At 68.1% G+C, this 24,013-nt stretch carries 17 protein-coding genes; 5 read left to right on the top strand and 12 right to left on the bottom strand.

What is annotated here, in order from left to right; translation table 11 throughout:
- Positions 1 to 391 precede the first annotated feature (391 nt).
- Complete coding sequence (locus tag QSJ95_RS26415; protein WP_285646480.1) at positions 392 to 1,192, top strand: c-type cytochrome; 801 nt, start codon at positions 392 to 394, stop codon at positions 1,190 to 1,192.
- 90 nt (positions 1,193 to 1,282) lie between these two features.
- Here the strand turns inward: QSJ95_RS26415 and QSJ95_RS26410 are convergent, their stop codons facing one another.
- From QSJ95_RS26410 to QSJ95_RS26365, 10 genes are all read right to left on the bottom strand, one after another.
- Positions 1,283 to 1,498, bottom strand: coding sequence for a TOBE domain-containing protein (locus QSJ95_RS26410; RefSeq protein WP_009618813.1), 216 nt, complete (start codon positions 1,496 to 1,498; stop codon positions 1,283 to 1,285).
- 48 nt (positions 1,499 to 1,546) lie between these two features.
- Complete coding sequence (gene ssuB / locus QSJ95_RS26405; protein WP_285646478.1) at positions 1,547 to 2,356, bottom strand: aliphatic sulfonates ABC transporter ATP-binding protein; 810 nt, start codon at positions 2,354 to 2,356, stop codon at positions 1,547 to 1,549.
- A complete protein-coding gene (gene ssuC / locus QSJ95_RS26400; protein ID WP_009618809.1) occupies positions 2,353 to 3,147 on the bottom strand; it encodes an aliphatic sulfonate ABC transporter permease SsuC in 795 nt (264 codons plus the stop codon). Before ssuC ends, ssuB begins: the two co-directional genes overlap by 4 nt.
- A gap of 63 nt (positions 3,148 to 3,210) precedes the next feature.
- Positions 3,211 to 4,362, bottom strand: a complete 1,152-nt coding sequence (gene ssuD, locus QSJ95_RS26395; RefSeq protein WP_285646475.1) for an FMNH2-dependent alkanesulfonate monooxygenase — start codon at positions 4,360 to 4,362, stop codon at positions 3,211 to 3,213.
- 110 nt (positions 4,363 to 4,472) lie between these two features.
- Positions 4,473 to 5,450 (bottom strand): sulfonate ABC transporter substrate-binding protein, encoded by a 978-nt coding sequence (locus QSJ95_RS26390; protein WP_043272101.1) that lies wholly within the window; start codon positions 5,448 to 5,450, stop codon positions 4,473 to 4,475.
- A gap of 168 nt (positions 5,451 to 5,618) precedes the next feature.
- Positions 5,619 to 6,212, bottom strand: a complete 594-nt coding sequence (ssuE, locus tag QSJ95_RS26385; RefSeq protein WP_064582717.1) for an NADPH-dependent FMN reductase — start codon at positions 6,210 to 6,212, stop codon at positions 5,619 to 5,621.
- Positions 6,213 to 6,656: 444 nt separating this feature from the next.
- On the bottom strand, positions 6,657 to 7,406 hold the full coding sequence (locus tag QSJ95_RS26380) for an ABC transporter ATP-binding protein (RefSeq protein ID WP_009618802.1): 750 nt from the start codon (positions 7,404 to 7,406) through the stop codon (positions 6,657 to 6,659).
- The gene (locus QSJ95_RS26375) at positions 7,403 to 8,230 is read right to left on the bottom strand and encodes an ABC transporter permease (protein WP_285646586.1); all 828 of its coding nucleotides are present in this window, start codon (positions 8,228 to 8,230) and stop codon (positions 7,403 to 7,405) included. Before QSJ95_RS26375 ends, QSJ95_RS26380 begins: the two co-directional genes overlap by 4 nt.
- A 9-nt stretch (positions 8,231 to 8,239) precedes the next feature.
- Positions 8,240 to 9,247: an aliphatic sulfonate ABC transporter substrate-binding protein gene (locus QSJ95_RS26370; RefSeq protein ID WP_285646470.1), complete on the bottom strand. Its 1,008-nt coding sequence runs from the start codon at positions 9,245 to 9,247 to the stop codon at positions 8,240 to 8,242.
- Positions 9,248 to 9,431: 184 nt separating this feature from the next.
- Complete coding sequence (locus QSJ95_RS26365) at positions 9,432 to 10,070, bottom strand: peroxiredoxin (protein ID WP_009618796.1); 639 nt, start codon at positions 10,068 to 10,070, stop codon at positions 9,432 to 9,434.
- 236 nt (positions 10,071 to 10,306) lie between these two features.
- On the opposite strand from QSJ95_RS26365, the gene QSJ95_RS26360 reads away from it, so the two are divergent.
- On the top strand, positions 10,307 to 10,516 hold the full coding sequence (locus QSJ95_RS26360; protein WP_064582716.1) for a DUF6316 family protein: 210 nt from the start codon (positions 10,307 to 10,309) through the stop codon (positions 10,514 to 10,516).
- Between the two features lie 472 nt (positions 10,517 to 10,988).
- Here QSJ95_RS26360 and QSJ95_RS26355 read toward each other — a convergent pair whose 3' ends face one another.
- Together QSJ95_RS26355 and QSJ95_RS26350 are read right to left on the bottom strand one after the other, a co-directional pair.
- Entirely contained in the window at positions 10,989 to 12,173 is a 1,185-nt protein-coding gene (locus QSJ95_RS26355) for a thiolase family protein (protein WP_058070283.1), read from the bottom strand.
- Positions 12,174 to 12,341: 168 nt separating this feature from the next.
- The gene (locus QSJ95_RS26350) at positions 12,342 to 18,155 is read right to left on the bottom strand and encodes a retention module-containing protein (protein WP_285646465.1); all 5,814 of its coding nucleotides are present in this window, start codon (positions 18,153 to 18,155) and stop codon (positions 12,342 to 12,344) included.
- Positions 18,156 to 18,635: 480 nt separating this feature from the next.
- On the opposite strand from QSJ95_RS26350, the gene QSJ95_RS26345 reads away from it, so the two are divergent.
- From QSJ95_RS26345 to QSJ95_RS26335, 3 genes are all read left to right on the top strand, one after another.
- A complete protein-coding gene (locus QSJ95_RS26345; RefSeq protein ID WP_009618789.1) occupies positions 18,636 to 19,994 on the top strand; it encodes a TolC family outer membrane protein in 1,359 nt (452 codons plus the stop codon).
- Positions 19,995 to 20,099: 105 nt separating this feature from the next.
- Entirely contained in the window at positions 20,100 to 22,262 is a 2,163-nt protein-coding gene (locus tag QSJ95_RS26340; protein ID WP_285646584.1) for a type I secretion system permease/ATPase, read from the top strand.
- Positions 22,263 to 22,266: 4 nt separating this feature from the next.
- On the top strand, positions 22,267 to 23,613 hold the full coding sequence (locus tag QSJ95_RS26335; RefSeq protein WP_061562109.1) for an HlyD family type I secretion periplasmic adaptor subunit: 1,347 nt from the start codon (positions 22,267 to 22,269) through the stop codon (positions 23,611 to 23,613).
- The last annotated feature ends 400 nt before the right edge of the window (positions 23,614 to 24,013 follow it).

Below are 24,013 nucleotides of genomic sequence, written 5' to 3'. Positions count from 1 at the left end.
CCCGCGCCAGCCGGGGCTTAGACTGAAATTTCGCAGTACCTATGGGACGTCGCTGCCGGGTCTTGCCGGGGCGGCCGGTATGCAAAGCCAAGGTCGCAGCCACCCGGCGCCGGGCCGTATGAGCGCGCGGGAGCGGGCCAACAACAAGAAAGGCGGGAACATCATGATGGATCAACAACCGAAGAAATGGCGGCAGGCCAGCCTGATCGTCTTCGTTACCGCAGTGGTGCTCATCATCCCCAACCTCAGTCGCCTGGTCGGCTAGCCAACCGTCCGCCTGCCGCTGCGAAGCCGGCGTCGCCCGAGGGGCCGCGCCCTCGCAGCGCAGGTGGCAGTGCCGTTCGTCGGCATCCTCTGCTATGTTTGCGCAGCCCATCGCTGGAGCCCGCCCATGCGCTTCATCCTGTCGCTGCTGATCCTGCTTTGCCCCACCGTATTCGCCGCCGAACTGACCCTGGAGCTGCCCGCCGGCACGCGCACGCTGAGCAGCGCCGAGCTGCTGGGCAACCCCCAGGCGCGCAACATCGAGATCAAGGACGACGTGGCCTACAAGCGCACCATGCACTACCGCGCGGTGCCGCTGGCGGCGCTGCTGGAGGGCGTGGACGGCCGCGCCCACGTGCAGGCCGTGGCGCTGGACGGCTTCGCCGCCGAGCTGCCCGCCGCGCCGCTGCTGCAGAAGGACGGCGCGCGGGCCTGGCTGGCCATCGAAGACGAAAAGAAGCCCTGGCCGCCGCTGGGCCAGGACAAGCCCTCGGCCGGGCCCTTCTACCTGGTCTGGACCGACCCGCAGGCCTCGGCCATCGGCCCGGAGCAATGGCCCTTCCAGGTCAGCAGCCTGCGCGTGCTGGATTCGGTGGAAATCCGCTTCCCGGCCCTGGTCCCGGCCAAGGACGCCAGCCCCGACGTGCAGGCCGGCTTCGCCCTGTTCCAGAAGCACTGCCTGGCCTGCCACCGCCTGAACGGCGCCGGCGACGCCCAGTTCGGCCCGGACCTGAACCAGCCCTACAGCCCCACCGAGTACTTCGCCAGGGACTTCCTCCACGCCTACATCCGCGACCCGCAGAGCCTGCGCCGCTGGCCCCAGGCGAAGATGCCCGGCTTCGCCCCGGAAACCCTCGACGACACCGAGCTGGACCAGCTGATCGACTACCTCGCGCACATGGCGGCGCGGCGCCAGGCGCTGATGTAGAGCGCGCCGGCAAAGAAAAAGGCGGACGCGCCACAGGGGCGTCCGCCTTTTTTTCGCACCCAGGGCAGCGCAAACGCCGCCCTCCCCGCCTCACAGCTTGGCGATGGACACCTCGGTGGATTTCACGAAGGCGATCACTTCGCTGCCCACGGCCAGTTCCAGTTCCTTCACGGAGCGGGTGGTGATCACCGAGGTGACGATGCCGGCGGCGGTCTGCACGTCGATTTCCGAGAGCACCGGGCCTTCGAGGATTTCCTTCACGGTGCCCTTGAACTGGTTGCGGACGTTGATGGCTTTGATGGTCATGGCGTTTCTCCTATGGGGAATGTCGGTAGTGCACGGATGAACGGTGGATCAGAGCGCCCAGCGCAGTTGCGTGGGCAGTGGGGATACGGGTTCCGGCTCGGGCGGCAGCGGCGGCAACGCCAGCACGCGGTCGAGCACTTCGGCCTCCAGCGCGGCCAGGCGCGCCGAGCCGCGGGAGCGCGGGCGGGCCAGGTCGACGTTCAGGTCCAGGCCGATCTCGCCTTCCTCGATGAGGATCACCCGGTCGGCGACGGCCACCGCCTCGCTGACGTCGTGGGTGACCAGCAGCACGGTGAAGCCGTGGCGCTGCCAGAGGTTCTCGATCAGCCGCTGCATCTCGATGCGGGTCAGCGCATCCAGCGCGCCCAGCGGCTCGTCCAGCAGCAGCAGGCGCGGCCGGTGGATCAGCGCGCGGGCCAGGGCCACGCGCTGCTTCTGGCCGCCGGACAGGCTGGCCGGCCACTCCCGGGCGCGGTCGGCCAGGCCCACCGCTTCCAGGGCTTCCAGGGCCTGCTTGCGCCAGTCGCCGGACAGGCCCAGGCCGACGTTGTCGATCACCCGCTTCCAGGGCAGCAGGCGGGCGTCCTGGAACATCAGGCGGGTGCCTTCGCGGGCCTCTTCCAGGGGCGCGGAGCCGGCCAGCAACTGGCCTTCGCTGGGGGCGTCGAGGCCGGCCAGCAGGCGCAGCAGGGTGCTCTTGCCGCAGCCGCTGCGGCCGACGATGGCGACGAACTGGCCGGCCGGGATGCGCAGGTCGATGCCCTTGAGCACCTCGCGCTCGCCGAAACGCTTGACCACGCCGTTCAGCGCCAGCGGGATGCCCTGCTTGAGGTTCTGCGGAGTGCTGAGGGCGTTCATGCCGCACCTCCCTTGGCCTGGTAGGCCGGGTGCCAGCGCAGCCAGACGCGCTCCAGGCCGCGGGCGGCGAGGTCGGCCAGCTTGCCGAGCACGGCGTAGAGCAGGATCGCCAGGACCACCACGTCGGTCTGCAGGAACTCCCGGGCGTTCATCGCCAGGTAGCCGATGCCGGAGCTGGCGGAGATGGTCTCGGCGACGATCAGCGTCAGCCACATGAAGCCCAGGGCGAAGCGCACGCCCACCAGGATCGACGGCAGCGCGCCGGGCAGGATCACCTGGCGGAACAGGGCGAAGCCGGACAGGCCGTAGCTGCGCGCCATCTCCAGCAGGCCGGAGTCGATGTTGCGGATGCCGTGGTAGGTGTTCAGGTAGATGGGGAACAGGGTGCCGAGGGCGACCAGGAAGATCTTCGCCGACTCGTCGATGCCGAACCACAGGATCACCAGCGGGATCAGCGCCAGGTGCGGCACGTTGCGGATCATCTGCACAGAGCTGTCGAGGAAGCGCTCGCCCCACTTCGACAGGCCGGTGACCAGGCCCAGGGCCAGGCCGATGGAGCCGCCGATGACGAAGCCGATGGCGGCGCGCCAGGTGCTGATCGCCAGGTGTTGCCAGAGCTCGCCGCTCTTCACCAGCTGGTAGCCGGCCTCGACCACCGCGCTGGGCGCCGGCAGGATGCGGCTGGAGAGGAAACCGCCCTCCACCGCCACCTGCCAGACCAGCACCAGAGCCACCGGCAAGGCCCAGGGCGCCAGGCGCTGAGCCACTTGGTTGAGAGTATTTGTCTTCATGTCTTGTGCTTCTCCGGGTTGCTCGCGGGGTTCGCGAGCAAGCTCGCTCCTACAAAGTCGACTTCAGCTCTGTGCGGCCTGCTGCCTGGGCAGGATGTCGTTGGCCACCATCTCGCCGAACGGGCTGACGTAGCCGCGGGCTTCGGGCTGCTGCGGACGGGCCAGGTCCAGGTGCGGGAACAGCAGTTCGGCGACGCGGTAGGACTCTTCCAGGTGCGGGTAGCCGGAGAAGATGAAGGTGTCGATGCCAAGCTCGGCGTATTCCTTGACCCGCGCGGCCACGGTCGGGCCGTCGCCGACCAGCGCGGTGCCGGCGCCGCCGCGCACCAGGCCGACGCCGGCCCAGAGGTTGGGCGAGACTTCCAGGTTGTCCTTGCTGCCGCCGTGCAGGGCGGCCATGCGCTGCTGGCCCACCGAGTCGAAGCGGGCGAGCGAGGCCTGGGCGCGGTCGATGGTGTCCTGGTCGAGGTGGCTGATCAGACGGTCGGCGGCCTTCCAGGCTTCCTCGTTGGTTTCGCGGACGATCACGTGCAGGCGGATGCCGAAGCGCACGCTGCGGCCCTGCTTGGCAGCCTTCTCGCGGACCTGGGCGATTTTCTCGGCCACCGCGGCCGGCGGCTCGCCCCAGGTCAGGTACAGCTCGACCTGCTCGGCGGCGAGGTCCTGGGCGGCTTCCGAGGAGCCGCCGAAGTACAGCGGCGGGCGCGGCTGCTGGATCGGCGGGTAGAGCAGCTTGGCGCCCTGTACCTGGATGTGCTTGCCGTCGTAGTCGACGGTCTCGCCTTCCAGCACGCGGCGCCAGATGCGGGTGAATTCAACGGAGGCCTCGTAGCGCTCTTCATGGCTCAGGTGCAGGCCGTCGCCGGCCAGCTCGTCCGGGTCGCCGCCGGTGACCAGGTTGAACAGCGCGCGGCCGTTGGACAGACGGTCCAGGGTCGCTGCCTGGCGCGCGGCCACGGTCGGCGAAATGATCCCCGGGCGCAGCGCCACCAGGAACTTCAGGCGCTGGGTCACCGGGATCAGCGAGGCGGCGACCAGCCAGGAGTCCTCGCAGGAGCGCCCGGTGGGGATCAATACGCCGCCGAAGCCGAGGCGGTCGGCGGCCTGGGCCACCTGCTGCAGGTAGCCGTGGTCGACCGCGCGGGCGCCCTCGGCGGTGCCAAGGTAATGGCCGTCGCCGTGGGTGGGAAGGAACCAGAAGATGTTGAGGCTCATCGCTATAACTCCAGATTGAGCGCGCCGGCGTGGCGTAGCCGCGCGATGATGGGGTGTCGGAATCGGGTGAAGTCGCTGGGTTCCCGCGAACGCGGGAACCCAATGGACGCTTACTGCGCCTGGGCCACCTTGGCCTTGCTGTCCGCCGGCGGCGTCCAGACCACGTCCTTGATGCTCAGCGCCTTGGGAATCAGCTTCAGCTGGGTGAAGGCGTCGGCGATCTTCTGCTGCTTGGCCACCACCTCGGGGGTGATGAACTGCGCGCCGTAGCCCTGGCGCTTGACCGCGGTGAGGGTGATGTCGGCGGGCAGGCCGAGCAGCGGGGCCACCTGTTCGGTGACCTGCTCGGGGTTCTTCTGCGACCACTCGCCCACCGAGCGCACTTCTTCCACCAGGGTGGTCAGCACCTGCGGGTGCTCCTTGGCGTAGGTGCGGGTGGCCAGGTAGAACTGGTGGTTGTCGGCCAGGCCGCGGGCGTCGACCAGGGTGCGGGCGTGCAGCTGCTTCTCGGCGGCGGCCTGGTACGGGTCCCAGATCACCCAGGCGTCGACGGCGCCGCGCTCGAAGGCCGCGCGGGCGTCGGCCGGCGGCAGGTACACCGGCTGGATGTCGCTGTACTTCAGGCCGTTCTCCTCCAGGGCGCGCACCAGCAGGTAGTGCACGTTGGAGCCCTTGTTCAGGGCGACCTTCCTGCCCTTGAGCTCGGCCACGGATTTGATCGGCGAGTCCTTGGGCAGCAGAATGGCCTCGCTGGTGGGCGCCGGTGGCTCGTTGGCCACGTAGACCAGGTCGGCGCCGGCGGCCTGGGCGAACACCGGCGGCGTCTCGCCGGTGACGCCGAAGTCGATGCTGCCGACGTTCAGCCCTTCCAGCAGCTGCGGGCCGCCGGGGAACTCGGTCCACTGTACCTTGATGCCCTGCTCGGCCAGGCGCTTCTCCAGCGTGCCGCGGGCCTTGAGCAGCACCAGGGTGCCGTACTTCTGGTAGCCGATACGCAGGGTACCGGGTCGTTCTTCGGCTTGGGCGCCGTGGGCCAGGGCCGCGATCAGCAGGGCCGCCAGTCCACCACGCAAAGTGAGGTTGCGCATTGCATGCTCCTTTGTCGTTGTGTGCTCGCCGGACCTGCGCTCCCGTTGGCGGGATGCTGAGGACCTGGTTTCTTGTCGTCTGGCAGTCACGCACCTGCCTATTCGAGGCTCGGTAGCGCTCCGCGCTTTTTCTTGCAGCTTGTCGCTTGCAGCCTGCAGCCGCCTCTCTCAAATACTCCAGCGCGCCTTGAGCAACCGCTCGCTGAGCAGGTTCGGGTCGATCGGCCGGGGCCGCCGCGCCAGGGCGCCGTGGAACTGTTCCAGGGACTCCAGCAGGCGCCGCTCCAGGGCCGGCTCCAGCTGCGCCGGCGCATCGGCCGTGGCGTAGGCGATCTGCGAATCCTCGGCGAACACGCCGTGCAGCATCTCCTGGGCCTTCAGCGCCGCCAGCACCGGCTTGAGCGCGTAGTCCACGGCGAGCATGTGGGCGCTGCTGCCGCCGGTGGCCAGGGGCAGCACCACCTTGTGGCTCAGGGCGCGCTCGGGCAGCAGGTCCAGCAGCACCTTGAGGGCGCCGGCGATGGAGGCCTTGTACACCGGGGTGGCGATCACCAGGCCGTCGGCCCGCGCCACCTGCTCCAGCAGCTCCAGCACCTGGGGGCTGTCGAAGCGGGCATGCAGCAGGTCCTCGGCGGCGAAGTCGCGCACCTGGTAGGCGCGCACCTCCACCCCACGCTCATGCAGCCACCGGCGGGCAACGTCCAGCAGGACCGCGGAACGGGAGCGCTGGCTCGGACTGCCGGCGAGGGTCACCACATACATTGCACGCTTCCTTATAACTGAAAGAGCCGACTTGAAGCCGGCTCGCTAACCAACGTGCATAGACCTTAACAGGGGTTTTGATATTCCAATAAATGTTATTTATTCATTTGCTTATAACTTGGATAAAGACTGTAGGAGCGAGCTTGCTCGCGAACGGGAGTTACTTGTGGCAGCGGTGTTCTGGGGGGACTCCGCTCCCTCTCCCTAACCCTCTCCCTGAAGGGAGAGGGGACCGTTCGGAGTGCGCTGGTGTTTCTGTGTTAGCCGGCTTGCACCGAGCCCCGGCTGACACCAAATCCTTTCTCGGCACGGACAAGCCCCCTCTCCCTTCAGGGAGAGGGCTGGGGAGAGGGCGCTCTTGAACCCAGCACCTAGGCCACCAGCAAACGCCAATTCGCGAACAAGAACCAGGCGTCCCCCTCGCTCCTACGAACAGCGCGGCATCTAGATCACATGGGAATGCTGCAACTCCGTCAGCGCCTCTCCCCGCAGGTACGCCAGCTCCACCGCGCGGCGGTCGCGCGGGCGTTGCAGGGGCACCGGGAACTCGCGGCGCAGGCGGCTCGGGGCGCCGCCCAGGAGCAGCACGCGGTCGCCCAGGTAGAAGGCCTCGTCGAGGTCGTGGGTGACCAGCAGGATGCTGATGTCGTATTCCAGGGCCAGTTGCTGGATCAGGTCCTGCAGGCGCAGGCGGGTGAAGGCGTCCACCGCGCTGAAGGGCTCGTCCAGCAGCAGCACCTGCGGGCGGCCGTAGAGCCCGCGGGCGATGGCCGCACGCTGGGCCATGCCGCCGGAGAGCTGCTTGGGCAGCAGGCCGCCCTTGCCTTCCAGGCCGACGTCGCGCAGCAGCCGGGCGATGCGCTGGTCGTCGGCCAGCCAGCCGTCGGCGAAACCGACGTTCTGCGCCACCGTCAGCCAGGGCAGCAGGCGCGGCTCCTGGAACACCACGCCGATGCCGCCGCCGCGGCCGCTCTCGCCGTCCGGGCCGAAGCCCAGCAGCGGGTTGCGCTGCAGCTGCCCGGCGAAGTCGGCGTCCAGGCCGGCGGCGATGCGCAGCAGGGTGCTCTTGCCGCAGCCGCTGGGGCCCAGCAGGCTGACCACCTCCCCCGGCGCCAGCGCCAGGCTGACGTCGTCGAGCACGCGCAGGCCGTCGAAGCTCTTGCGGATGTTGTTGAGTTCCAACAGCGCGCTCATGCCTTGCCCTCCAGGCCTTCGAAGCTGTCGCGCCAGACCAGGGCGCGGCGTTCCACGGCCTTGAGCAGGCCGTCGCTGAGCTTGCCGAGCACGGCCAGGACCAGGATGGCGGCGATGACGATGTCCGGCCGCGAGGTCTCGCGGCCATCGCTGAGCAGGTAGCCCAGGCCGCGGGTGGCGGCGATCAGTTCGGCGGCGACGAGGAACATCCAGCTCAGGCTGAGGGCGCCGCGCAGCCCGGTGAACAGGCTCGGCAGCGCCGCCGGCAGGAGGATGCGCCGCGCCAGGGTGAAGGTGGACAGATGGTACAGCCGGCCCAGCTCCACCCACTTGCGGTCCACCCCGCGCACGCCGGCGACCAACGCCAGGTACACCGGGAAGAAGGCGCCGAGGGCGATGAGCACCACCTTGGGCGTCTCGTCGATGCCCAGCCAGAGCAGCAGCAAGGGCACCCAAGCCAGGCTGGGGATGGCCCGCAGGGCCTGGAAGCTCGGCTCCAGGTAGGCCTCGGCGCGCTGGCTGAGGCCGACCCAGGTACCGATCAGCAGGGCGGCGAAGGAGCCGATGGCGAAGCCGCTGGCCACCCGCGCCAGGCTGGCGCCGATGTGCTGCCACAGCTCGCCATGGGCCAGTTGCCAGAGGGTGAGCGCGACGCTGCTGGGTGCCGGCATCTGGTTCTCCGCCAGCCAGCCGGCGCGCACGGAAATCTCCAGCGCGGCGCACAGCAGCAACGGCAGCACCCAGGCCCGCCAACGCAGCGGGCGCGGCCGCAGCGACAGGGCCAGGCGGCGGCTACGGCCCAGGTCGAGGGGCTGGCTCGGCACACCCATGGTTCATTCCGCCCTGGCCAGGGGTTGCTTGCCGATGACTTCGCCGGCCAGTTGCGGGTCGATCAACTGGTCCACCACCTTGGCCACGTCGGTGCCGGGGCGCACCAATTGCTCGTCCACCAGGATGGGCGCGGCGGCCTTGAGCGCGGCGACCTGCTCGGCGCCGGGCAGCGGCTGGCTGAAGTCGGTGCGCGAAAGCTGCAGCCTGGCCACTTCCAGCGGCAGCCTGGCCTCCTCGGCCAGCAGCCTGGCGGTCTCCTCCGGATGCTCGATGGCCCAGTGGCGGGCCCGCTCGTAAGCGCCGATGACCTGCTTGATCAGTTGCGGCTGCTCACGGGCGAAACGCTCGGTGACGCTGAGCACGCCGTAGCTGTTGAAGTTCACGTTGCGGTACAGCAGCCGCGAGCCGGCCTGCAGCTCGCTGGCCGCCATGTGCGGGTCGAGCCCGGCCCAGGCGTCCACCTGGCCGCGCTCCAGCGCGGTGCGGCCGTCGGGGTGCTGCAGGTGGACGATCTCCACGTCGCCCTTGCCCAGGCCGACGCTCTGCAGGCTGCGCAGCAGGAACAGGTAGGGGTCGGTGCCCTTGGTGGCGGCCACCTTGTGGCCCTTGAGGTCGGCCAGGGATTTCAGCGGCGAGTCCTTGGGCACCACCAGCGCGGTCCATTCCGGGCGCGAGGCGATGTACACGGTCTTCAGCGGGCTGCCGTTGGCGCGGCTGAGCACCGCGGCCAGCCCCGCGGTGGAAGCGAAGTCGGTGCTGCCGGCGTTGAGGTATTCCAGCGAGCGGTTGCTGCCCTGGCTGAACACCCAGCGCACCTCGGTGCCCTGGGGCTTGAGCGCGTCTTCCAGCCAGCCGAAGTGCCTGAGCACCAGGCTGGTGGGCGCGTAGTAGGCATAGTCCAGGCGGACTTCCTTTGGCGTTTGTGCGGAAGCGGTGGCAGTGAAGGCGCCGAACGGCAGACACGCCAGGAGAGCGGCGGTCAGGCTGCGGCGCCAGGTGGACGGACCCATGGTCGATCTCCTTGGCAACGTGGCTGACGTCTTCTCCCCGTGTGGCGGGCAAGTCAGAGCGGGAAAACAAAGCGCGGCGCGAAGCCGGGCGGGAACGGAAAAAAAGGCGGCCGGACGAACCGGCCGAATACCCTACTCGTGGTTTGGAACAACGGCGCGGCTGCGCGGGGCAGCCGCGGGAAAATCAGCGGTTGGGCTGCGGGGTCAGGCGCAGGTACGGCTTGACCGCGCGGTAGCCTTTGGGGAAACGCTGGCGAATCTCGTCCTCGTCTTTCAGAGAGGGCACGATGACCACCTCGTCGCCGTCCTGCCAGTTGCCGGGCGTGGCGACCTTGTGGTTGTCGGTCAGTTGCAGCGAGTCCACCACCCGCAGGATCTCGTTGAAGTTGCGCCCGGTGCTGGCCGGGTAGGTGATGGTCAGGCGCACCTTCTTGTTCGGGTCGATGACGAACAGCGAACGCACGGTCAGGGTGTCGTTGGCGTTCGGGTGGATCAGGTCGTACAGCTCGGAGACCTTGCGGTCGGCGTCGGCGATGATCGGGAAGTTGACCACGGTGTTCTGGGTTTCGTTGATGTCATCGATCCACTTCACGTGGGACTCCACCGGGTCCACCGACAGCGCGATCACCTTGACGCCGCGCTGGGCGAAGTCGTCCTTGAGCTTGGCGGTCAGGCCCAGCTCGGTGGTGCACACCGGGGTGAAGTCCGCCGGGTGGGAGAAGAGAATGCCCCAGCTGTCGCCGAGCCATTCGTGGAAACGGATGCGGCCTTCGCTGGATTCCTGTTCGAAGTCGGGGGCGATGTCGCCAAGACGCAGACTCATGGGTTGGGCTCCTGGTTCGTGTGGGGTTCACTATGCACAAGGCCGGATTGCATTAAAAAGAATATATTTTGATTTTCTTATAACAAAAAAGACATGCAGCCGCCTGGCCTCGCGCCACTGGCCATTGAGCATAGCCGCCAAGGCCCCCGCCGCCGTCCATTCGTCGCCTGCGCCCCGCCGCCGCCCGGCCTGACTACACTGAAATCATTAACCCGCAAGGTGTGGGAGGTATCTTCATGTTCGGTAAACGAGTGACTGACGGCGAGCCGGGCACCCACTATCGGAGCGACCGGATCAGCGCGGTCAATGGCCAGTATTTCTTCTCGACCCGCGAAGGCACGCTGGAAGGGCCGTACTTCACCCGCTTCGATGCGGAACGCGAGGTGATGCAGTACATCAGCCGGATGCAGCAGGCCGCCGGGTTGTATGCGCGGGTGGCGCAGTAGGTGTTGTCTGGGTTTTAGGCGAGTCATGAACCCCGGCCAGGTGCCGGGGTTTTTCTTTGGTGGTGCCGGGGTGAGCTTTTCTGTAGGAGCGAGCTTGCTCGCGAATGGGAGTTTCCCTGATGCACTGGCACATCAGGTGACCTCCCTTCCCTCTCCCCAGCCCTCTCCCTGAAGGGAGAGGGGGCTTGTCCGTGCCAGTGGGGAAGGATGGTTTCAGCTGGAAACCACCGTCGTGGCCGGCTGACTCCAGAGCATCCAAGCACACCGAACGGTCCCCTCTCCCTTCAGGGAGAGGGTTAGGGAGAGGGCGCTCTTCAAGACGCACGCCGAACCTGGCCGGCAGAACACCATTCGCGAGCAAGAGCTAGGCGCCCCCCCTCGCTCCTACGAAAAGCCCCTCCAACGAAAAAAGCCCCGGCATCGCTGCCGGGGCTTCGCTATCGGCCCTCCTGCGTGGGGACGGCCGCCAGGCTCAGCGGACCGCTTCGAACAGGCCGGTGGCGCCCATGCCGCCGCCCACGCACATGGTCACGATGCCGTAGCGCAGGTTGCGCCGCTGCAGTTCGCGCACCAGGTGGCCGACCTGGCGCGAGCCGGTCATGCCGAAGGGGTGGCCGATGGAGATGGAGCCGCCGTTGACGTTGTACTTCTCGTTGTCGATGCCCAGGCGGTTGCGCGCGTACAGGCACTGCGAGGCGAAGGCTTCGTTGAGCTCCCACAGGTCGATGTCGTCGATCTGCAGGCCGCGGGCCTTGAGCAGCTTGGGCACCGAGAACACCGGGCCGATGCCCATCTCGTCCGGCTCGCAGCCGGCCACGGTGAAGCCGCGGAAGAAGGCCTTGGGCTTGAGGCCCAGTTCCAGGGCCTTGTCCAGGCTCATCACCAGGGTCATGGAGGCGCCATCGGAAAGCTGCGAGGCGTTGCCGGCGGTCACCGAGCCGTCTTCGGCGAACACCGGCTTCAGCGAGTTGAGGCCTTCGAGGGTGGTGTCCGGGCGGTTGCAGTCGTCGCGGTCGACCACACCTTCGACCACCTTCTTCTCGCCGGTGGCCTTGTCTTCCACGGCGTAGCGCACGTTCATCGGCACGATTTCGTCGTCGAACAGGCCCTCGGCCTGGGCGCGGGCGGTGCGCTGCTGGCTCTGCAGGGCGTAGAGGTCCTGTTCCTCGCGGGTGACGTTGTAGCGGCGGGCGACGATCTCGGCGGTCTGCCCCATGGGGTAGTAGATCCCCGGGAATTCCGCTTCCAGGCGCGGGTTGACGAAGTGGTCGGTGTTGCGCGACTTGGCCGTCAGGGTGATGGACTCGACGCCGCCGGCCACCAGGATGTCGCTGCAGCCGGAGGCCACCTGGTTGGCGGCGATGGCGATGGCCTGCAGGCCCGAGGAGCAGTAGCGGTTGAGGGTCATGCCGGCGACGTGGATGCCCAGCTTCGACAGCACCGCGGCGTTGCGGCCGATGTTGTGGCCCTGGGCGCCCTCGTTGGAGCCGGCGCCGACCACGCAGTCGTCCACCAGCAGCGGGTCCAGGCCGTTGCGCGCCAGCAGCGCGTCGATGCAGTGGGCCACCATGTCGTCGGGCCGGGTCATGTTGAACTTGCCGCGGAACGACTTGGCCAGGCCGGTACGGACGCTGTCGACGATCACCACTTCACGCATGGGAAACCTCGTTGCTTGTTGTTCGATTGGGGAGGTGCAGTCGGCCAAGCATAGGGCGAGCGAATGCCGGGGCGCGACGATCATTCATCCCGGATATGCGCTGCCATCCCCCAGCGGATACGCGACCGCCGCCCGAAGGCGGCGGTCGCGGGCGCCCTTGCGGCGCGCTCAGACGGTGTCCACCTTCACCGCATGGTCGGCCAGCAGGCCGTTGAGCACCGCGTGGGTGTCGCCGCTGGAGACGATGGCGCCGCCGTGGTGGTCGGTGTACTTGGCCACCAGGTCGACGTTGGCCAGGTCGATGGTCTGGGTCGTCGCGCCCCCTGTCGCGCCGGTGGGGTTCACCGAGATGGTGGTGGTCGAGGTGGTGGCGTTGACCGAGAAGGTCAGGTACTGCGCCAGCGAATCGGCGGTGGCGTGCTCGCCCTGCAGCAGGTCGGCCAGGTTCAGCGAGTCGCCCTCGCCGATGTTGAAGTCCTTGATCACGTCATGCCCGGCCTCGCCCTTCTGCCAGACGAACTGGTCGGCGCCGGCGCCGCCGGTAAGGGTGTCGTCGCCCATGCCGCCGAACAGGATGTCGTTGCCGTCGCCGCCGAGCAGCGTGTCGTTGCCGCCCTGGCCGAACAGCAGGTCGTCGCCCTTGCCGCCTTCAAGGGTGTCGTTGCCGCCGCGGGTGTCGCCGGCGACGTTGAGTTCATAGGCGTGGGCGACGATGTAGTTGGTCACCTGGCCCTGGGACGGCGCGGCGCCGCCGTTGGCGGCGGTCAGGTAGTCCACCAGGCCCTGGTAGCCGGCGCCGTTGTGGGTGCCGGCGGCGTGCCCGGTCCAGCTCAGGGCGTCGGTGTTGATCACGTCGCCGAAGAGGATGTCGTTGCCGTCGCCGCCGACCAGGTGGTCGTGGCCCACCGCCTGCGGCGAGGTGTTGCTGAAGCCTTCCTGCAACGCGGTCTGCAGCTGTTCGGCGGTGTTGATGATCTGCGGCTGGCCGACGTTGGCGGTGAGGTCCGGGGTGTTGCCGGTGAAATGCAGGGTGGCGGTGCCCGTGGTGCTGGTGTTGTCGAAGAACTGCAGGATGCCGCTGTTGATGCCGTCGCCGATGCCGATGGCGTTCACCGACACGTGGTCGCTGCCGCTGAACAGGCCGCCGCCGTTGAGCAGGTTGTTGGCGACGTCCAGCGCGTCCTTGATGTCGTGGTAGTTGGTGACGGTGCCGCTGTTGCTGTTGTCGCCGATGTAGGTGGTCGGGTTGCCGTCGGTGAGGAAGAACGCCAGGTTGATGTAGTCGTGGGCGGCGTTGGCGCCCCCGCCCACCGTGGCGTTGAACCAGTCGACGGTGGATTTCAGCGCCGCCTCGTAGTTGGTCCCGCCCACGGCGCCGAGGCTGTTGATGGCGCTGATCAGGGTGGCGACGTTGGTGCTGTTCAGGCCATGCACCTGGGTCAGCGTCGAGCCGTCGGCGAAGGACACCAGGGCCAGGTTGATGGTGCCGTCGTGGCCCTTGATCTGGTTCAGCAGGTTGATCAGCGCCGCCTTGGCCAGGGCCATGCGGCTGAGCCCGGTGGTCCCGGAGGGGTCGGCCATGCTGCCGGAGGTGTCGATGATCAGCGCGATGTTGTAGTTCTTGCCGGGCGTGGTGGTGACGGAAACGCCGCCCACGTCGCCGATCAGCACGTCGTTGCCGAAGCTGCCGGCGATGGTGCCGTGGTCCGGCCCGAGCGGGCTGGGCACGACGTGGGGCGTCGTCGAGCCGTCGGTGTCGCTGGCATTGCTGCCCACCACCAGGATCGGTGCGCCGTATTTCACGCAGATGTCGAGGTTGGCCGAGGAGGTGTCGCCGTCGCCATCGACGATGGTGTAGTGGAACGATTCGCTGATCTGCCCGCTTTCCGGGAAGCTCACGCTGGCCTTGACCGCGTAGGTGTAGTCGCCGGCGTGGTGGCCGCCGCCATCCTTCAGGTACAGCGTCAGGGTGCCGTTGTCGGTGCTGATGGTCAGCAGGCCGCTGCTGGCGTTGTAGCTGCCGGTGGCATGGCTGGCGCTGGGGTTGAGGTTGGTGAGGTTGCCGTTGGCGTCCACCGCGAAGGTCTCGCCGCCGATGCTCACCTGGGTGATGCGCACGGTGCCGTCGGCGCTTACCGGCAAGTCATTGGCCAATACGTTGCCGCTGACCGCGTCGAGGTGGCTGAGGTTGACCAGGGTGGCGCTGAGGTCGCTGGGGTCGGTGACGATGACCGGGGTGCCGTGGCTATCCACCCGCACCAGGTCCTGGTCGGTGATGGAGGTGCCGACGCCGACGGCGAAGGCCTCGACGTTGTTGGTGCTGCCGTTGTGCGCCGCGAGGAAGCTCTGCCAGGCGTTCAGCGCAGCGTTGGTGCTACCGGTGGTGGGCTGCCCATCGGAGATGAAGTACACCCGGTTGATCGCCGCGGGGTCGGCCCCCGGCGCGTTCAGGTCGGCGTTGATGCTGGTCTGGGCACGGTTCAGCGCGGCCTCGTAGTTGGTGTTGCCGCCGGCCTGCAGGCCGTTGATGGCGTTCACCAGGCTGGTGTAGCCGCTGTCGCCGGCGTCGTCGAAGCTGTAGTGGCTGGCGGCGCTGGCCGAGGTGGCGAAGCTGATCAGCGAGACCTGGATCAGCAGGCCCATGGAGGCGTACTCGTGCAGCATGTTGATCAGCGCGGCCTTGGCCTGGGCCAGCTTGCTGCCCTGCATGCTGCCGGAGACGTCGAGCACCAGCGTCAGGTTGACCGCCGGCGGCGGCTGCACCAGCAGGCATGCCGGGTGGTCGTCCACCGCGGTGGGGCCGTCGTCGGCGAAGCCGATCTTGTTGCCCAGGTCGAGGGTCTGGCTGCTGCTGGCCTTGTCGCCGTCGTAGTCGGTGATGCTGGCGGTGCCTTCCAGGCCGACCAGCCCGGTCTTCAGCCAGGCCACCTGGCTGTCGTAGTTGCCGGAAGCCCCCGGCCCGTCGTGCTGGATGGCCGAGTACTGGGTGAGGATCACCTTGCCGCTATTGCCGTCCAGGCGCAGGTCGAACACGGTGTTGGCCGTGGTCACGCCCTGCAGGCTGGTGGCGGTGCTGCCGACGATCTTGCCGCCGACGTCGTAAAGGTGGATGGTCGCGTTGCCGCTGCTCAGCCCGCTGTCGGCGCCCTGCCCGGCCAGCAGCTTGAGGCTGTAGCTCCAGCTCACGGCGGAGGCCGGGGCATCGGCGCCGGCGCTCTGCGAGGTGATGACGAAGGCGCTGGTGAAGTCGCCGCTGGCGGTGTCGGAGTTGGCGCCTATGGTGTCGGCGTCCTGGGTCTGCACCAGCACCGACTGGCTGCCCAGGCCGACGCTGATGGACGGGCCGTCGTCGGCGAAGGCCACCTTGTTGCCCAGGTCCAGGGAGGCCGTGGAGCTGGCCTTGTCGCCGTCGTAGTCGGTGATGGTGGCGCTGGCCTGCAGGCTGACCAGGCCGGTGGCCAGGGGGGCCTGCTGGGTGGCGTAGTTGCTGGTGGCGCCCGGCAGCGCGTGGTCGATTTCGGCGTACTGCGTCAGGGTGACGTTGCCGCTGCCATCCACCTTCAGGTTGAAGATGGTGTTGCTGGCATTCACCCCGCCTTCGGTGTTCGAGATGCTACCGATGATCTGGCCGTTCTGCTCGTACAGGTAAATCTTCTGCCCGGCGCTGTTCAGGCCTGACTGGGTACCTTCGGCCACGTCCAGTTTCAGCGCGTAGCTCCAGCTCACCGTGGCCGGAGTGTCGGCACCAGCGCTCTGCGATGTGATGGCGAAGGCTGCGGCGAAGCTGGTGGTGGCGGTGTCGAAGTTCGAGCCGATGGTGTCCGCGTCATGGGTCAGAAGCACGATGGGCTTGCTGCCGCTGAGGTCGATGCAGATGGACGGGCCATCGTCGTCGAAGGCCACCTTGCCGCCCAGATCGATGCTGGCGCTGGACGAGGCCTTGTCGCCGTCGTAGTCGGTGATGGTCGCGGTAGCGTCCAGGCTCACCAGGCCGGTGCCAAGGAAGGCCTGCTGCGCGGCATAGTTGCTCGTGGCGCCCGGCAGCGCGTGATCGATCTCGGCGTATTGCGTGAGGGTGACATTGCCGCTGCCGTCGACCTTCAGGTTGAAGATGGTGTTGCTGGAATCGACACCAGCCTCGGTGCTGGAAGTGCTACCGATGATCTGGCCGTTCTGCTCGTAGAGATAAATCTTCTGCCCGGCGCTGTTCAGGCCCGACTGAGTGCCCTCGGCTACGTCCAGTTTCAGCGCATAGCTCCAGCTCACCGCGGCCGGGGTATCGGCGCCGGCGCTTTGCGAGGTGATGGCGAAGGCCGCGGCGAAGCTGGTGGTGGCGCTGTCGGAGTTCGTGCCGATGGTGTCGGCGTCCTGGGTCACCAGGTTGCCGAGCTGCGCGCCGCTGGCGCCAATGCCGATGCTCGGGCCGTCGTCGGCGAAGCCGATCCGGCCGCCCAGGTCGAGGTTCTGGCTGGCGCTGGCCGGATCGCCGTCACGGTCGGTGATGATGACGCTGCCCTGCAGTTGCACCAGGTCGTTACCGAGGGAGACCTGCTGGCTGTCGAAGCCGCTGGTGGCGCCCGGCAACGCATGGTCGATGGCGGCGTACTGGGTCAGGGTGACCTTGCCGCTGGCGGCGTCCACCGCCAGCGAGAAGATGGTGTTGGCGCTGCTGACCGCGCCGGCGCTGGCGGCGGTGGAGCCCACCACCACGCCATCGATCAGGTAGAGGTGGATGCCCTGGCCGCCGCTGCTCAGGCCCGAGGCCTCGCCCTGGCTGGTGACGTTCAGGCTGTAGTGCCAGGCCACGTTGCCCGCGCCGTCGGCGCCATAGGCCAGGGTCGCCTTGAAGGCGCTGGCGAAGTCAGCCGAGACGCTCTCCGAAGCACCGCCGCGGGTGCCCTCGTCATGGCTGAGCAGGCTCGGCGCCTCGCCCTCCAGGGCCAGGCCGGCGGTGGGGCTGTCGTCGTTGATGAGGATGGCCAGATTGCCGCCGACGGGCGTGCCGTTGCCGTCGGTCAGGGTGTAGGGGACGCTGAGGGCGATGTCGTCCTCGACGCCGTGCTGCGGGTGGTCCAGCGGCTGCTGCAGGACCAGTTCGTAGGTGCCATTGGCGAGGTTGGTGAGGCTCAGGGTGAACACCGTCTGGCCATTGGCCGAGGCCGTCAGCACGTGGCCGTCGGGGCTGACGCTGTAGCTCAGGGCCACGCCGCCGGAGGTCAGCGCCGGCAGGCCGCTGGTGCCCCAGGCGAAGGTCCCGGGGCCGTCGGCGCCGAAGTCGTAGCCGAGGCTGCCGGAAGCGCTGGCGCCGACGCCGGGCAGGCCGTCGTTGCCCTGGATGCCGCCAGGCAGGCCGTCTTCATCCACCACGGCGCTGGCGTTGCCCGCGCTGGGCACGCCGTCGACGGGCGGGGTCGGCGGTTCCGGCGGGGTCGGCGGCGCCGCCTGGGCCTGCTCGGGGCTGGGTATGCCGTCGAACAGCCGCGGGAACAGCGGGCCGCTGGCCAGGGGCCCGGTGGGGAAGCCGATGTCCGGATCGATGTGGCCGCCGATCTCGGTCAGCAGCACGAAGGAGTGCCCGCCGCCGGCCTTGGCGTTGCCGCCGGCGGAGAACGACGGGCCGGCCGCGGTGGCCTCGGCGACCTGGCTCGGGTCCTGCCCGGCGGCGATGGCCGCCTGCAGCGCCTTGACGTCGGTGATGTCCTGCTGGCTGGGCTCGACCGGCGCCTGCGCCGGCGCGCTGTCCGCGTACTGGTGGTGGGCGGCGGCGACCAGTTGATTGCTCATCGGCATCGAACTGTCGCGCCCCAGGGTGAGTTCGCCGCCGCCGGCGATCGCCACGGCCACGGCACCTTCGTGCCCGGTCACCAGTTGTTCGCCGACGAACAGCTTGTCGCCCTGGTGCAGGATGCGACGCGAACCATCCGCGGCCACGGCGAAGACCTCGCCCACCGCCTTGCTGACGATACCTACCAAGCTGGCCATGACTGCATCCTCCGCGCTTACTCTGCGCTTGCCGCCCGGCGCCGCCTCCGGCGGCACCCAAGACCTCCGAGTTGGCCATGCCGTCACTGGCGCGCAGTGATGCGTAGAGGGAAGCAGAAGCCTGAAGGCGCTTTGGCATCAAAAAGCCAGCGGATGAATCCGCCATTTTTTTGACCACGCTTGCTTCGGTACTTCGCGGAAACGCCCGCCCTAGCCGCCTGAAACGTACATGGCTGTATGTGCAAGCCCTATTCGTCCCCATAGCCAAGAAAAATCAGGGTTTGCGAGTTTTACAATGTGCCGCTTTTCACAGGTGTCATAAGACTTTTTCTGAATATGGGATGTGAAAAATTCTTCTGAGGTTCGCGAAAAGTTGTTCTTAGCTCTGATGTTACAGGCGTGAAACGCTTGATATCAGAAAAAAGCCAAGTTTTTGGCGAATTGCAAGAGCATCGAAGTCGAGAACACCAGGAGAACGCCATGCGCAGTCGTAACGCGACGCTATGGAGCGGTGTATTTCTGGCGGCCACCTGCGCTCAAGCCAATGCGATGAGCCTGACCCAAGCCATACAGAGCACCCTGCAATATCACCCGGAGATCAGCCAGAGCATGAACAGCCGGCTGACCGCAGACCAGGAACTGAAGATCGCCCGCGGCGGCTACCTGCCCACCGTCGATCTACTGCTGGGTTACGGCCGCGAAGGCGTCGATAGCCCCTCTACCCGTCAGGAAGGCAACCACAACAAGGAAACGCTCAACCGCGGCGACGCCGAGATCCGCCTGCAGCAGATGCTGTTCGACGGCTTCGCCACGCCCAACGAGGTAGCGCGCAACGAGGCCAACGTCAATTCCAAGGCGTTCCGCGTGCTGGGCACCTCGGAGAACGCCGCGCTGCGCACCGTCGAGGTCTACCTCAACGTGCTTCAGCACCGCGAGATGGTGAGCCTGGCGCGCAACAACCTGCAGGCCCACCAGCGCATCGGCGACCAGATCCGCATGCGCAGCCAGCAGGGCGTCGGCAGCACCGCCGACAACGACCAGGCCACCGCGCGCCTGGCCCTGGCGCAGAACAACCTCTACACCGAGGAAGTCGACCTGCGCGACGCCGAGGCCAACTTCTACAGCGCCGTGGGCAAGCAGCCCGACGAGCTGGAGACGCCCTCCACCGTCAAGGCCCTGGTGCCCAGCGACATCAACAAGGCGCGCCAGGAAGTGCTGAGCAACAACCCGCTGCTCAAATCGGCCCAGGCCGACGTGAATGCCGCCGAGAAGCAGTACGAGGCGGCCAAGTCGCCCTTCTACCCGCGCTTCGACCTGGAACTGTCGAAGGCGGCGAACAACAACGTCGACGGCGAGGTGGGCCACTACAACGACTGGGAAGCCCAGGTGGTGATGCGCTACAACCTGTTCAACGGCATGCGCGACAAGAACCGCCTCGGCGCCACCTCGCACCAGATCGACGAAGCCAAGGACGTCCGCGACAACGCCCTGCGCCTGCTCAACGAGAACCTCTCGCTGGCCTGGGACGCCATGGAGAACGCCAGCAAGCAGACCGGCCCGGCGCGCGAGTACGCCGACTACACGCGCAAGGTCCGCGAGGCCTACCAGCAGCAGTTCACCCTCGGCCAGCGCACGCTGCTCGACCTGCTGGACAGCGAGAACGAACTCTTCACCGCCAACCGCCGCTACACCCAGGTGCGCTACACCGAGGAGTACTCGCGCTACCGCGTGCTGGCCGCCATGGGCGCCCTGCTGCGCTCGCAGAACGTCGTGCCGCCCCATGAGGGCGTGGCGCTGTCCGACGTGAAGACCGAGACACGCCTGCCCGACATGAAATAAGGCCCTGCCCGCCCCGCGTCCGCCGCCGGCCCGCCCGGCCGGCGGCGCTTGCGGGGCGCGGCGGCCGCACGGGGCTCGCAGAAGCCCGGGAGAAGTAGCGTGACCATGATCATCCAGGAGCGCGGCAACCCCGCAGCGGACGACCCCCGCCTGAGCCACGACGACCCCCTGCTCGACGGCCTGCTGATCCTCTGCCGCCTGCACGGCTGCTCGGTCAGCCGCACCAGCCTGAGCGCCGGCCTGCCGTTGCCGCAGCAACGCCTGAACGCCGAGCTGCTGCCCCGCGCCGCGGCCCGCGCCGGCCTGCAGGGGCGCCTGCTGCGCCGCGAGCTGAAGGCCATACCGGCGCTGAACCTGCCGGTGCTGCTGCTGCTCGACGGCGGGCGCAGCGCGGTGCTGCGCCAGTGGGGCGCGGACGGCCAGGCGCTGATCCTGCCCTGCGAGACCGAGGGCGGCGAGCAGTGGGTGAGCACCGAGGAACTGGCCGCACAGTACAGCGGCCTGGCCCTGTTCGCCCGCCCGCGCCACGAGCTGGAGGCGGCGCGCCAGCCGCTGGTGCCGCGGGTCGAGGCCTGGTTCCGCGACACCCTCAAGCTGTCGCGCTGGCTCTATACCGACGCCCTGGTGGCGAGCCTGCTGATCAACCTGCTGAGCATGCTGGTGCCGCTGTTCGTCATGCAGACCTACGACCGCGTGGTGCCCAACCAGGCCATCTCCACCCTCTGGGTGCTGGCCAGCGGGCTGCTGCTGGGCACCCTCTTCGAGCTGCTGCTGCGGGTGCTGCGCTCGCACCTGCTGGACATGGCCGGGAAGAAGACCGACGTGGTGCTCTCGGCCACGCTGTTCGAGCGCATCACCGGCATGGCCATGAAGTTCCGCCCGGCCACGGTCGGCGGTTTCGCCCAGAGCATCCACGACTTCCAGGGCCTGCGCGAATTCCTCACCGCGCTGACCCTCACCAGCCTCATCGACCTGCCCTTCTCGCTGCTGATGATCGTGGTCATCGGCCTGCTCGGCGGCGCTCTGGTGGCGGTGCCGCTGCTGGCCTTCCCGCTGACCATCGGCTTCGCCTACCTGATCCAGGTGCGCCTGCGCGACACCGTGCAGAAGAGCCTGACCCTCGGCGCCGAGCGCCAGGCCCTGCTGATCGAGACCCTCGGCGGGCTGGAGACGCTCAAGGCGTGCGGCGCCGAGAGCGAGCGGCAGTACCGCTGGGAAGCCACCCACGGCGCCCTCACCCGCCTGGACAACCACGCCCGCTTCCTCGCCACCCTGGCCACCAACGGCACCCTGTTCGTCCAGCAGTTCGCCGGCATGGCCCTGATCATCTGCGGCGTCTATGCCATCCTCGACGGCCAGCTCAGCGTCGGCGCCCTGGTCGCCTGCTACATGCTCAACAGCCGGGTGCTGGCGCCGCTGGGGCAGATCGCCGGGCTGATCACCCGCCACCAGCAGGCGCGCCTGACCATGAAGAGCACCGACGCGCTCATGGCCCTGCCCCAGGAGCGCCAGGCCAGCCAGCGCCCGCTGGAGCGCACCCAGCTGCACGGCGCGCTGGAGATGCGCCAGGTGGAATTCCGCTACCCCGAGCAGAACGCCGCGGCGCTGAGCCAGATCGGCCTGCGCCTGGCCCCCGGCGAGAAGGTCGGGCTGATCGGCCGCAGCGGCTCGGGCAAGAGCACCCTGGCGCGCCTGCTGCTGGGTTTCTACCAGCCGGACGAGGGGCAGATCCTGCTCGACGGCCTGGACCTGCGGCAGATAGACGTGGCCGACCTGCGCCAACAGGTGGGCTACGTGGCCCACGACCTGCCGCTGCTGGCCGGCAGCCTGCGCGACAACCTGACCCTCGGCGCGCGCTACGTCGGTGACGCGCGCATGCTGGAGGTGGCCGAGCTGACCGGCGTCAGCGAACTGGCCCGGCAGCACCCGGCCGGCTTCGACCGCCCGGTGGGCGAGCGCGGCCAGTTGCTCTCCGGCGGCCAGCGCCAGGCCGTGCTGATGGCCCGCGCGCTGCTGCTGGACCCGCCGATCCTGGTGCTCGACGAGCCCACCAGCGCCATGGACAACAGCAGCGAGGAAGCCCTGCGCCGGCGCCTGCAAGCGTGCTGCGCGGGCAAGACGCTGCTGCTGGTCACCCACCGCACCTCGATGCTCGCCCTGGTCGACCGGCTGATCGTCCTCGACGCCGGGCGCATCGTCGCCGACGGGCCGAAGGAAGCGGTGATCGAAGCATTGCGCAAGGGCCACGTCGGCCCGGCAGCGGGGTGAAGCCATGAGCAGCATGCAACCGACGCCGGGCTACCTCGGCGGCCGCAGCGACACCGAGTTCATGCCCGAGGTCCAGGGCACGGTGCTGGAGGACTCGCCGCTGGCCGCGCGCATCACCCTCTGGGCGGTGCTCGCGCTGCTGGTCTGCGCGCTGGCCTGGGCACACTACGCGCACCTGGAGGAAGTCACCAAGGGCGAAGGCAAGGCCATCCCCTCCAGCAAGGTGCAGACCATCCAGAACCTGGAGGGCGGCATCGTCTCGGAAATCTTCGTCCACGAAGGCCAGGTGGTGGACAAGGGCCAGACCCTGCTGCGCCTGGACGACACCCGCTTCGCCTCCAACAAGGGCGAGACCGAGGCCGACCGCAACGCCCTGGAGGCCCGGGTGGAACGCCTGAGCGCCGAGGCCGAGGGCCGCGAGCCGGCCTTCTCCGACGCCCTGAAGCAGACCGCGCCGCAGGTGGTCGACGACCAGTTGCAGCTCTACCACAGCCGCCAGGCGCGCCAGGCCAGCGAGGTAAGCATCCTCCAGGAACAGCTGCGGCAGAAGACCCAGGAACTGCAGGAATTCCGCGCCAAGGCCCAACAGTACCGTTCCAGCCTCGGCCTGGTGCAGCAGGAGCTGAACATGTCCACGCCGCTGGTCAAGAGCGGCGCCATCTCCCCGGTGGAACTGCTGCGCCTGCGCCGCAGCGTGGTGGAGATCAACGGCGAGCTGAACGCCACCACCCTGGCCATCCCCCGCGCCGAGGCGGCCATGCAGGAGATCGCGCGGAAGATCGACGAGTCGCGCCAGGGCTTTCGCACCGACGCCCTGAAGGACCTCAACGAGGCCCGCACCGAGCTGAACAAACTCACCGCCACCAGCCGCGCCATCGACGACAAGGTCAGCCGCACCACCGTGGTGTCGCCGGTGCGCGGCATCGTCAAGCAGCTGAAGGTCAACACCATCGGCGGCGTGGTGCAGCCGGGCAGCGACATGGTGGAAATCGTCCCGCTGGAGGACAACCTGCTGGTGGAAGCGAAGATCCGCCCACAGGACGTGGCCTTCCTCCACCCCGGCCAGCCGGCCACGGTGAAGTTCAGCGCCTACGACTACACCATCTACGGCGGCCTGAAGGCCAAGCTGGAGATGATCAGCGCGGACACCATCACCGACGACAAGGGCAACGCGTTCTACCTGATCCAGGTGCGCACCGACAAGAACCACCTGGGGCCGGACAACAAGCCGCTGCTGATCATTCCGGGGATGGTGGCGACGGTGGACATCATCACGGGCGAGAAGAGCGTGCTGGATTATCTGCTCAAGCCGGTGCTGAAGGCGCGCTGGGAGGCGTTGCGGGAGCGGTGAGGGGTGTTGTGGGGGCGAGCTTGCTTGCGAATGGGGTTTGCCGGGGGCTGTGGTGTTGGGGGGAAGAGCGCCCTCTCCCCAGCCCTCTCCCTGAAGGGAGAGGGGGCTGTCCTGAGTAGGCGGAAAATCTGGAGTCATCCTGAAACTCCTCACTCCCCCTCGTCATTCCCGCGAACGCGGGAACCCAGCTGCCTTGGCTTGGGTGTTTCTGCGCCGCTCCGAGTCTGCCCGACCGTCTTGTTTCGCCCCCTCGGGCGAGTCCCTTTTGTCAAACGCCACAAAAGGAACCAAAAAGGCTTGCCCCGACATACGGGCCCGATGGAGCCGGGCTACCCTCGCGAATTCCCCCGCCACGGAGGCCCGCCCCGAGGGTACGTCCCTGTAGCCCATCGGGGCTCTC

It is taken from the genome of Pseudomonas sp. NBRC 100443 (assembly GCF_030268185.1).
Taxonomy (GTDB): Bacteria; Pseudomonadota; Gammaproteobacteria; order Pseudomonadales; family Pseudomonadaceae; genus Pseudomonas; species Pseudomonas citronellolis.
This window is presented reverse-complemented; position numbering and strand designations above follow the sequence as displayed.

What these genes read in the sequence shown, in the direction of transcription:
- QSJ95_RS26415 (WP_285646480.1), top strand. Translation starts at nt 392, where the DNA reads ATGCGCTTCATCCTGTCGCTGCTGATCCTGCTTTGCCCCACCGTATTC.
- QSJ95_RS26410 (WP_009618813.1), bottom strand. Translation starts at nt 1,498, where the DNA reads ATGACCATCAAAGCCATCAACGTCCGCAACCAGTTCAAGGGCACCGTG.
- ssuB (WP_285646478.1), bottom strand. Translation starts at nt 2,356, where the DNA reads ATGAACGCCCTCAGCACTCCGCAGAACCTCAAGCAGGGCATCCCGCTG.
- ssuC (WP_009618809.1), bottom strand. Translation starts at nt 3,147, where the DNA reads ATGAAGACAAATACTCTCAACCAAGTGGCTCAGCGCCTGGCGCCCTGG.
- ssuD (WP_285646475.1), bottom strand. Translation starts at nt 4,362, where the DNA reads ATGAGCCTCAACATCTTCTGGTTCCTTCCCACCCACGGCGACGGCCAT.
- QSJ95_RS26390 (WP_043272101.1), bottom strand. Translation starts at nt 5,450, where the DNA reads ATGCGCAACCTCACTTTGCGTGGTGGACTGGCGGCCCTGCTGATCGCG.
- ssuE (WP_064582717.1), bottom strand. Translation starts at nt 6,212, where the DNA reads ATGTATGTGGTGACCCTCGCCGGCAGTCCGAGCCAGCGCTCCCGTTCC.
- QSJ95_RS26380 (WP_009618802.1), bottom strand. Translation starts at nt 7,406, where the DNA reads ATGAGCGCGCTGTTGGAACTCAACAACATCCGCAAGAGCTTCGACGGC.
- QSJ95_RS26370 (WP_285646470.1), bottom strand. Translation starts at nt 9,247, where the DNA reads ATGGGTCCGTCCACCTGGCGCCGCAGCCTGACCGCCGCTCTCCTGGCG.
- QSJ95_RS26365 (WP_009618796.1), bottom strand. Translation starts at nt 10,070, where the DNA reads ATGAGTCTGCGTCTTGGCGACATCGCCCCCGACTTCGAACAGGAATCC.
- QSJ95_RS26360 (WP_064582716.1), top strand. Translation starts at nt 10,307, where the DNA reads ATGTTCGGTAAACGAGTGACTGACGGCGAGCCGGGCACCCACTATCGG.
- QSJ95_RS26355 (WP_058070283.1), bottom strand. Translation starts at nt 12,173, where the DNA reads ATGCGTGAAGTGGTGATCGTCGACAGCGTCCGTACCGGCCTGGCCAAG.
- QSJ95_RS26350 (WP_285646465.1), bottom strand. Translation starts at nt 18,155, where the DNA reads ATGGCCAGCTTGGTAGGTATCGTCAGCAAGGCGGTGGGCGAGGTCTTC.
- QSJ95_RS26345 (WP_009618789.1), top strand. Translation starts at nt 18,636, where the DNA reads ATGCGCAGTCGTAACGCGACGCTATGGAGCGGTGTATTTCTGGCGGCC.
- QSJ95_RS26340 (WP_285646584.1), top strand. Translation starts at nt 20,100, where the DNA reads ATGATCATCCAGGAGCGCGGCAACCCCGCAGCGGACGACCCCCGCCTG.
- QSJ95_RS26335 (WP_061562109.1), top strand. Translation starts at nt 22,267, where the DNA reads ATGAGCAGCATGCAACCGACGCCGGGCTACCTCGGCGGCCGCAGCGAC.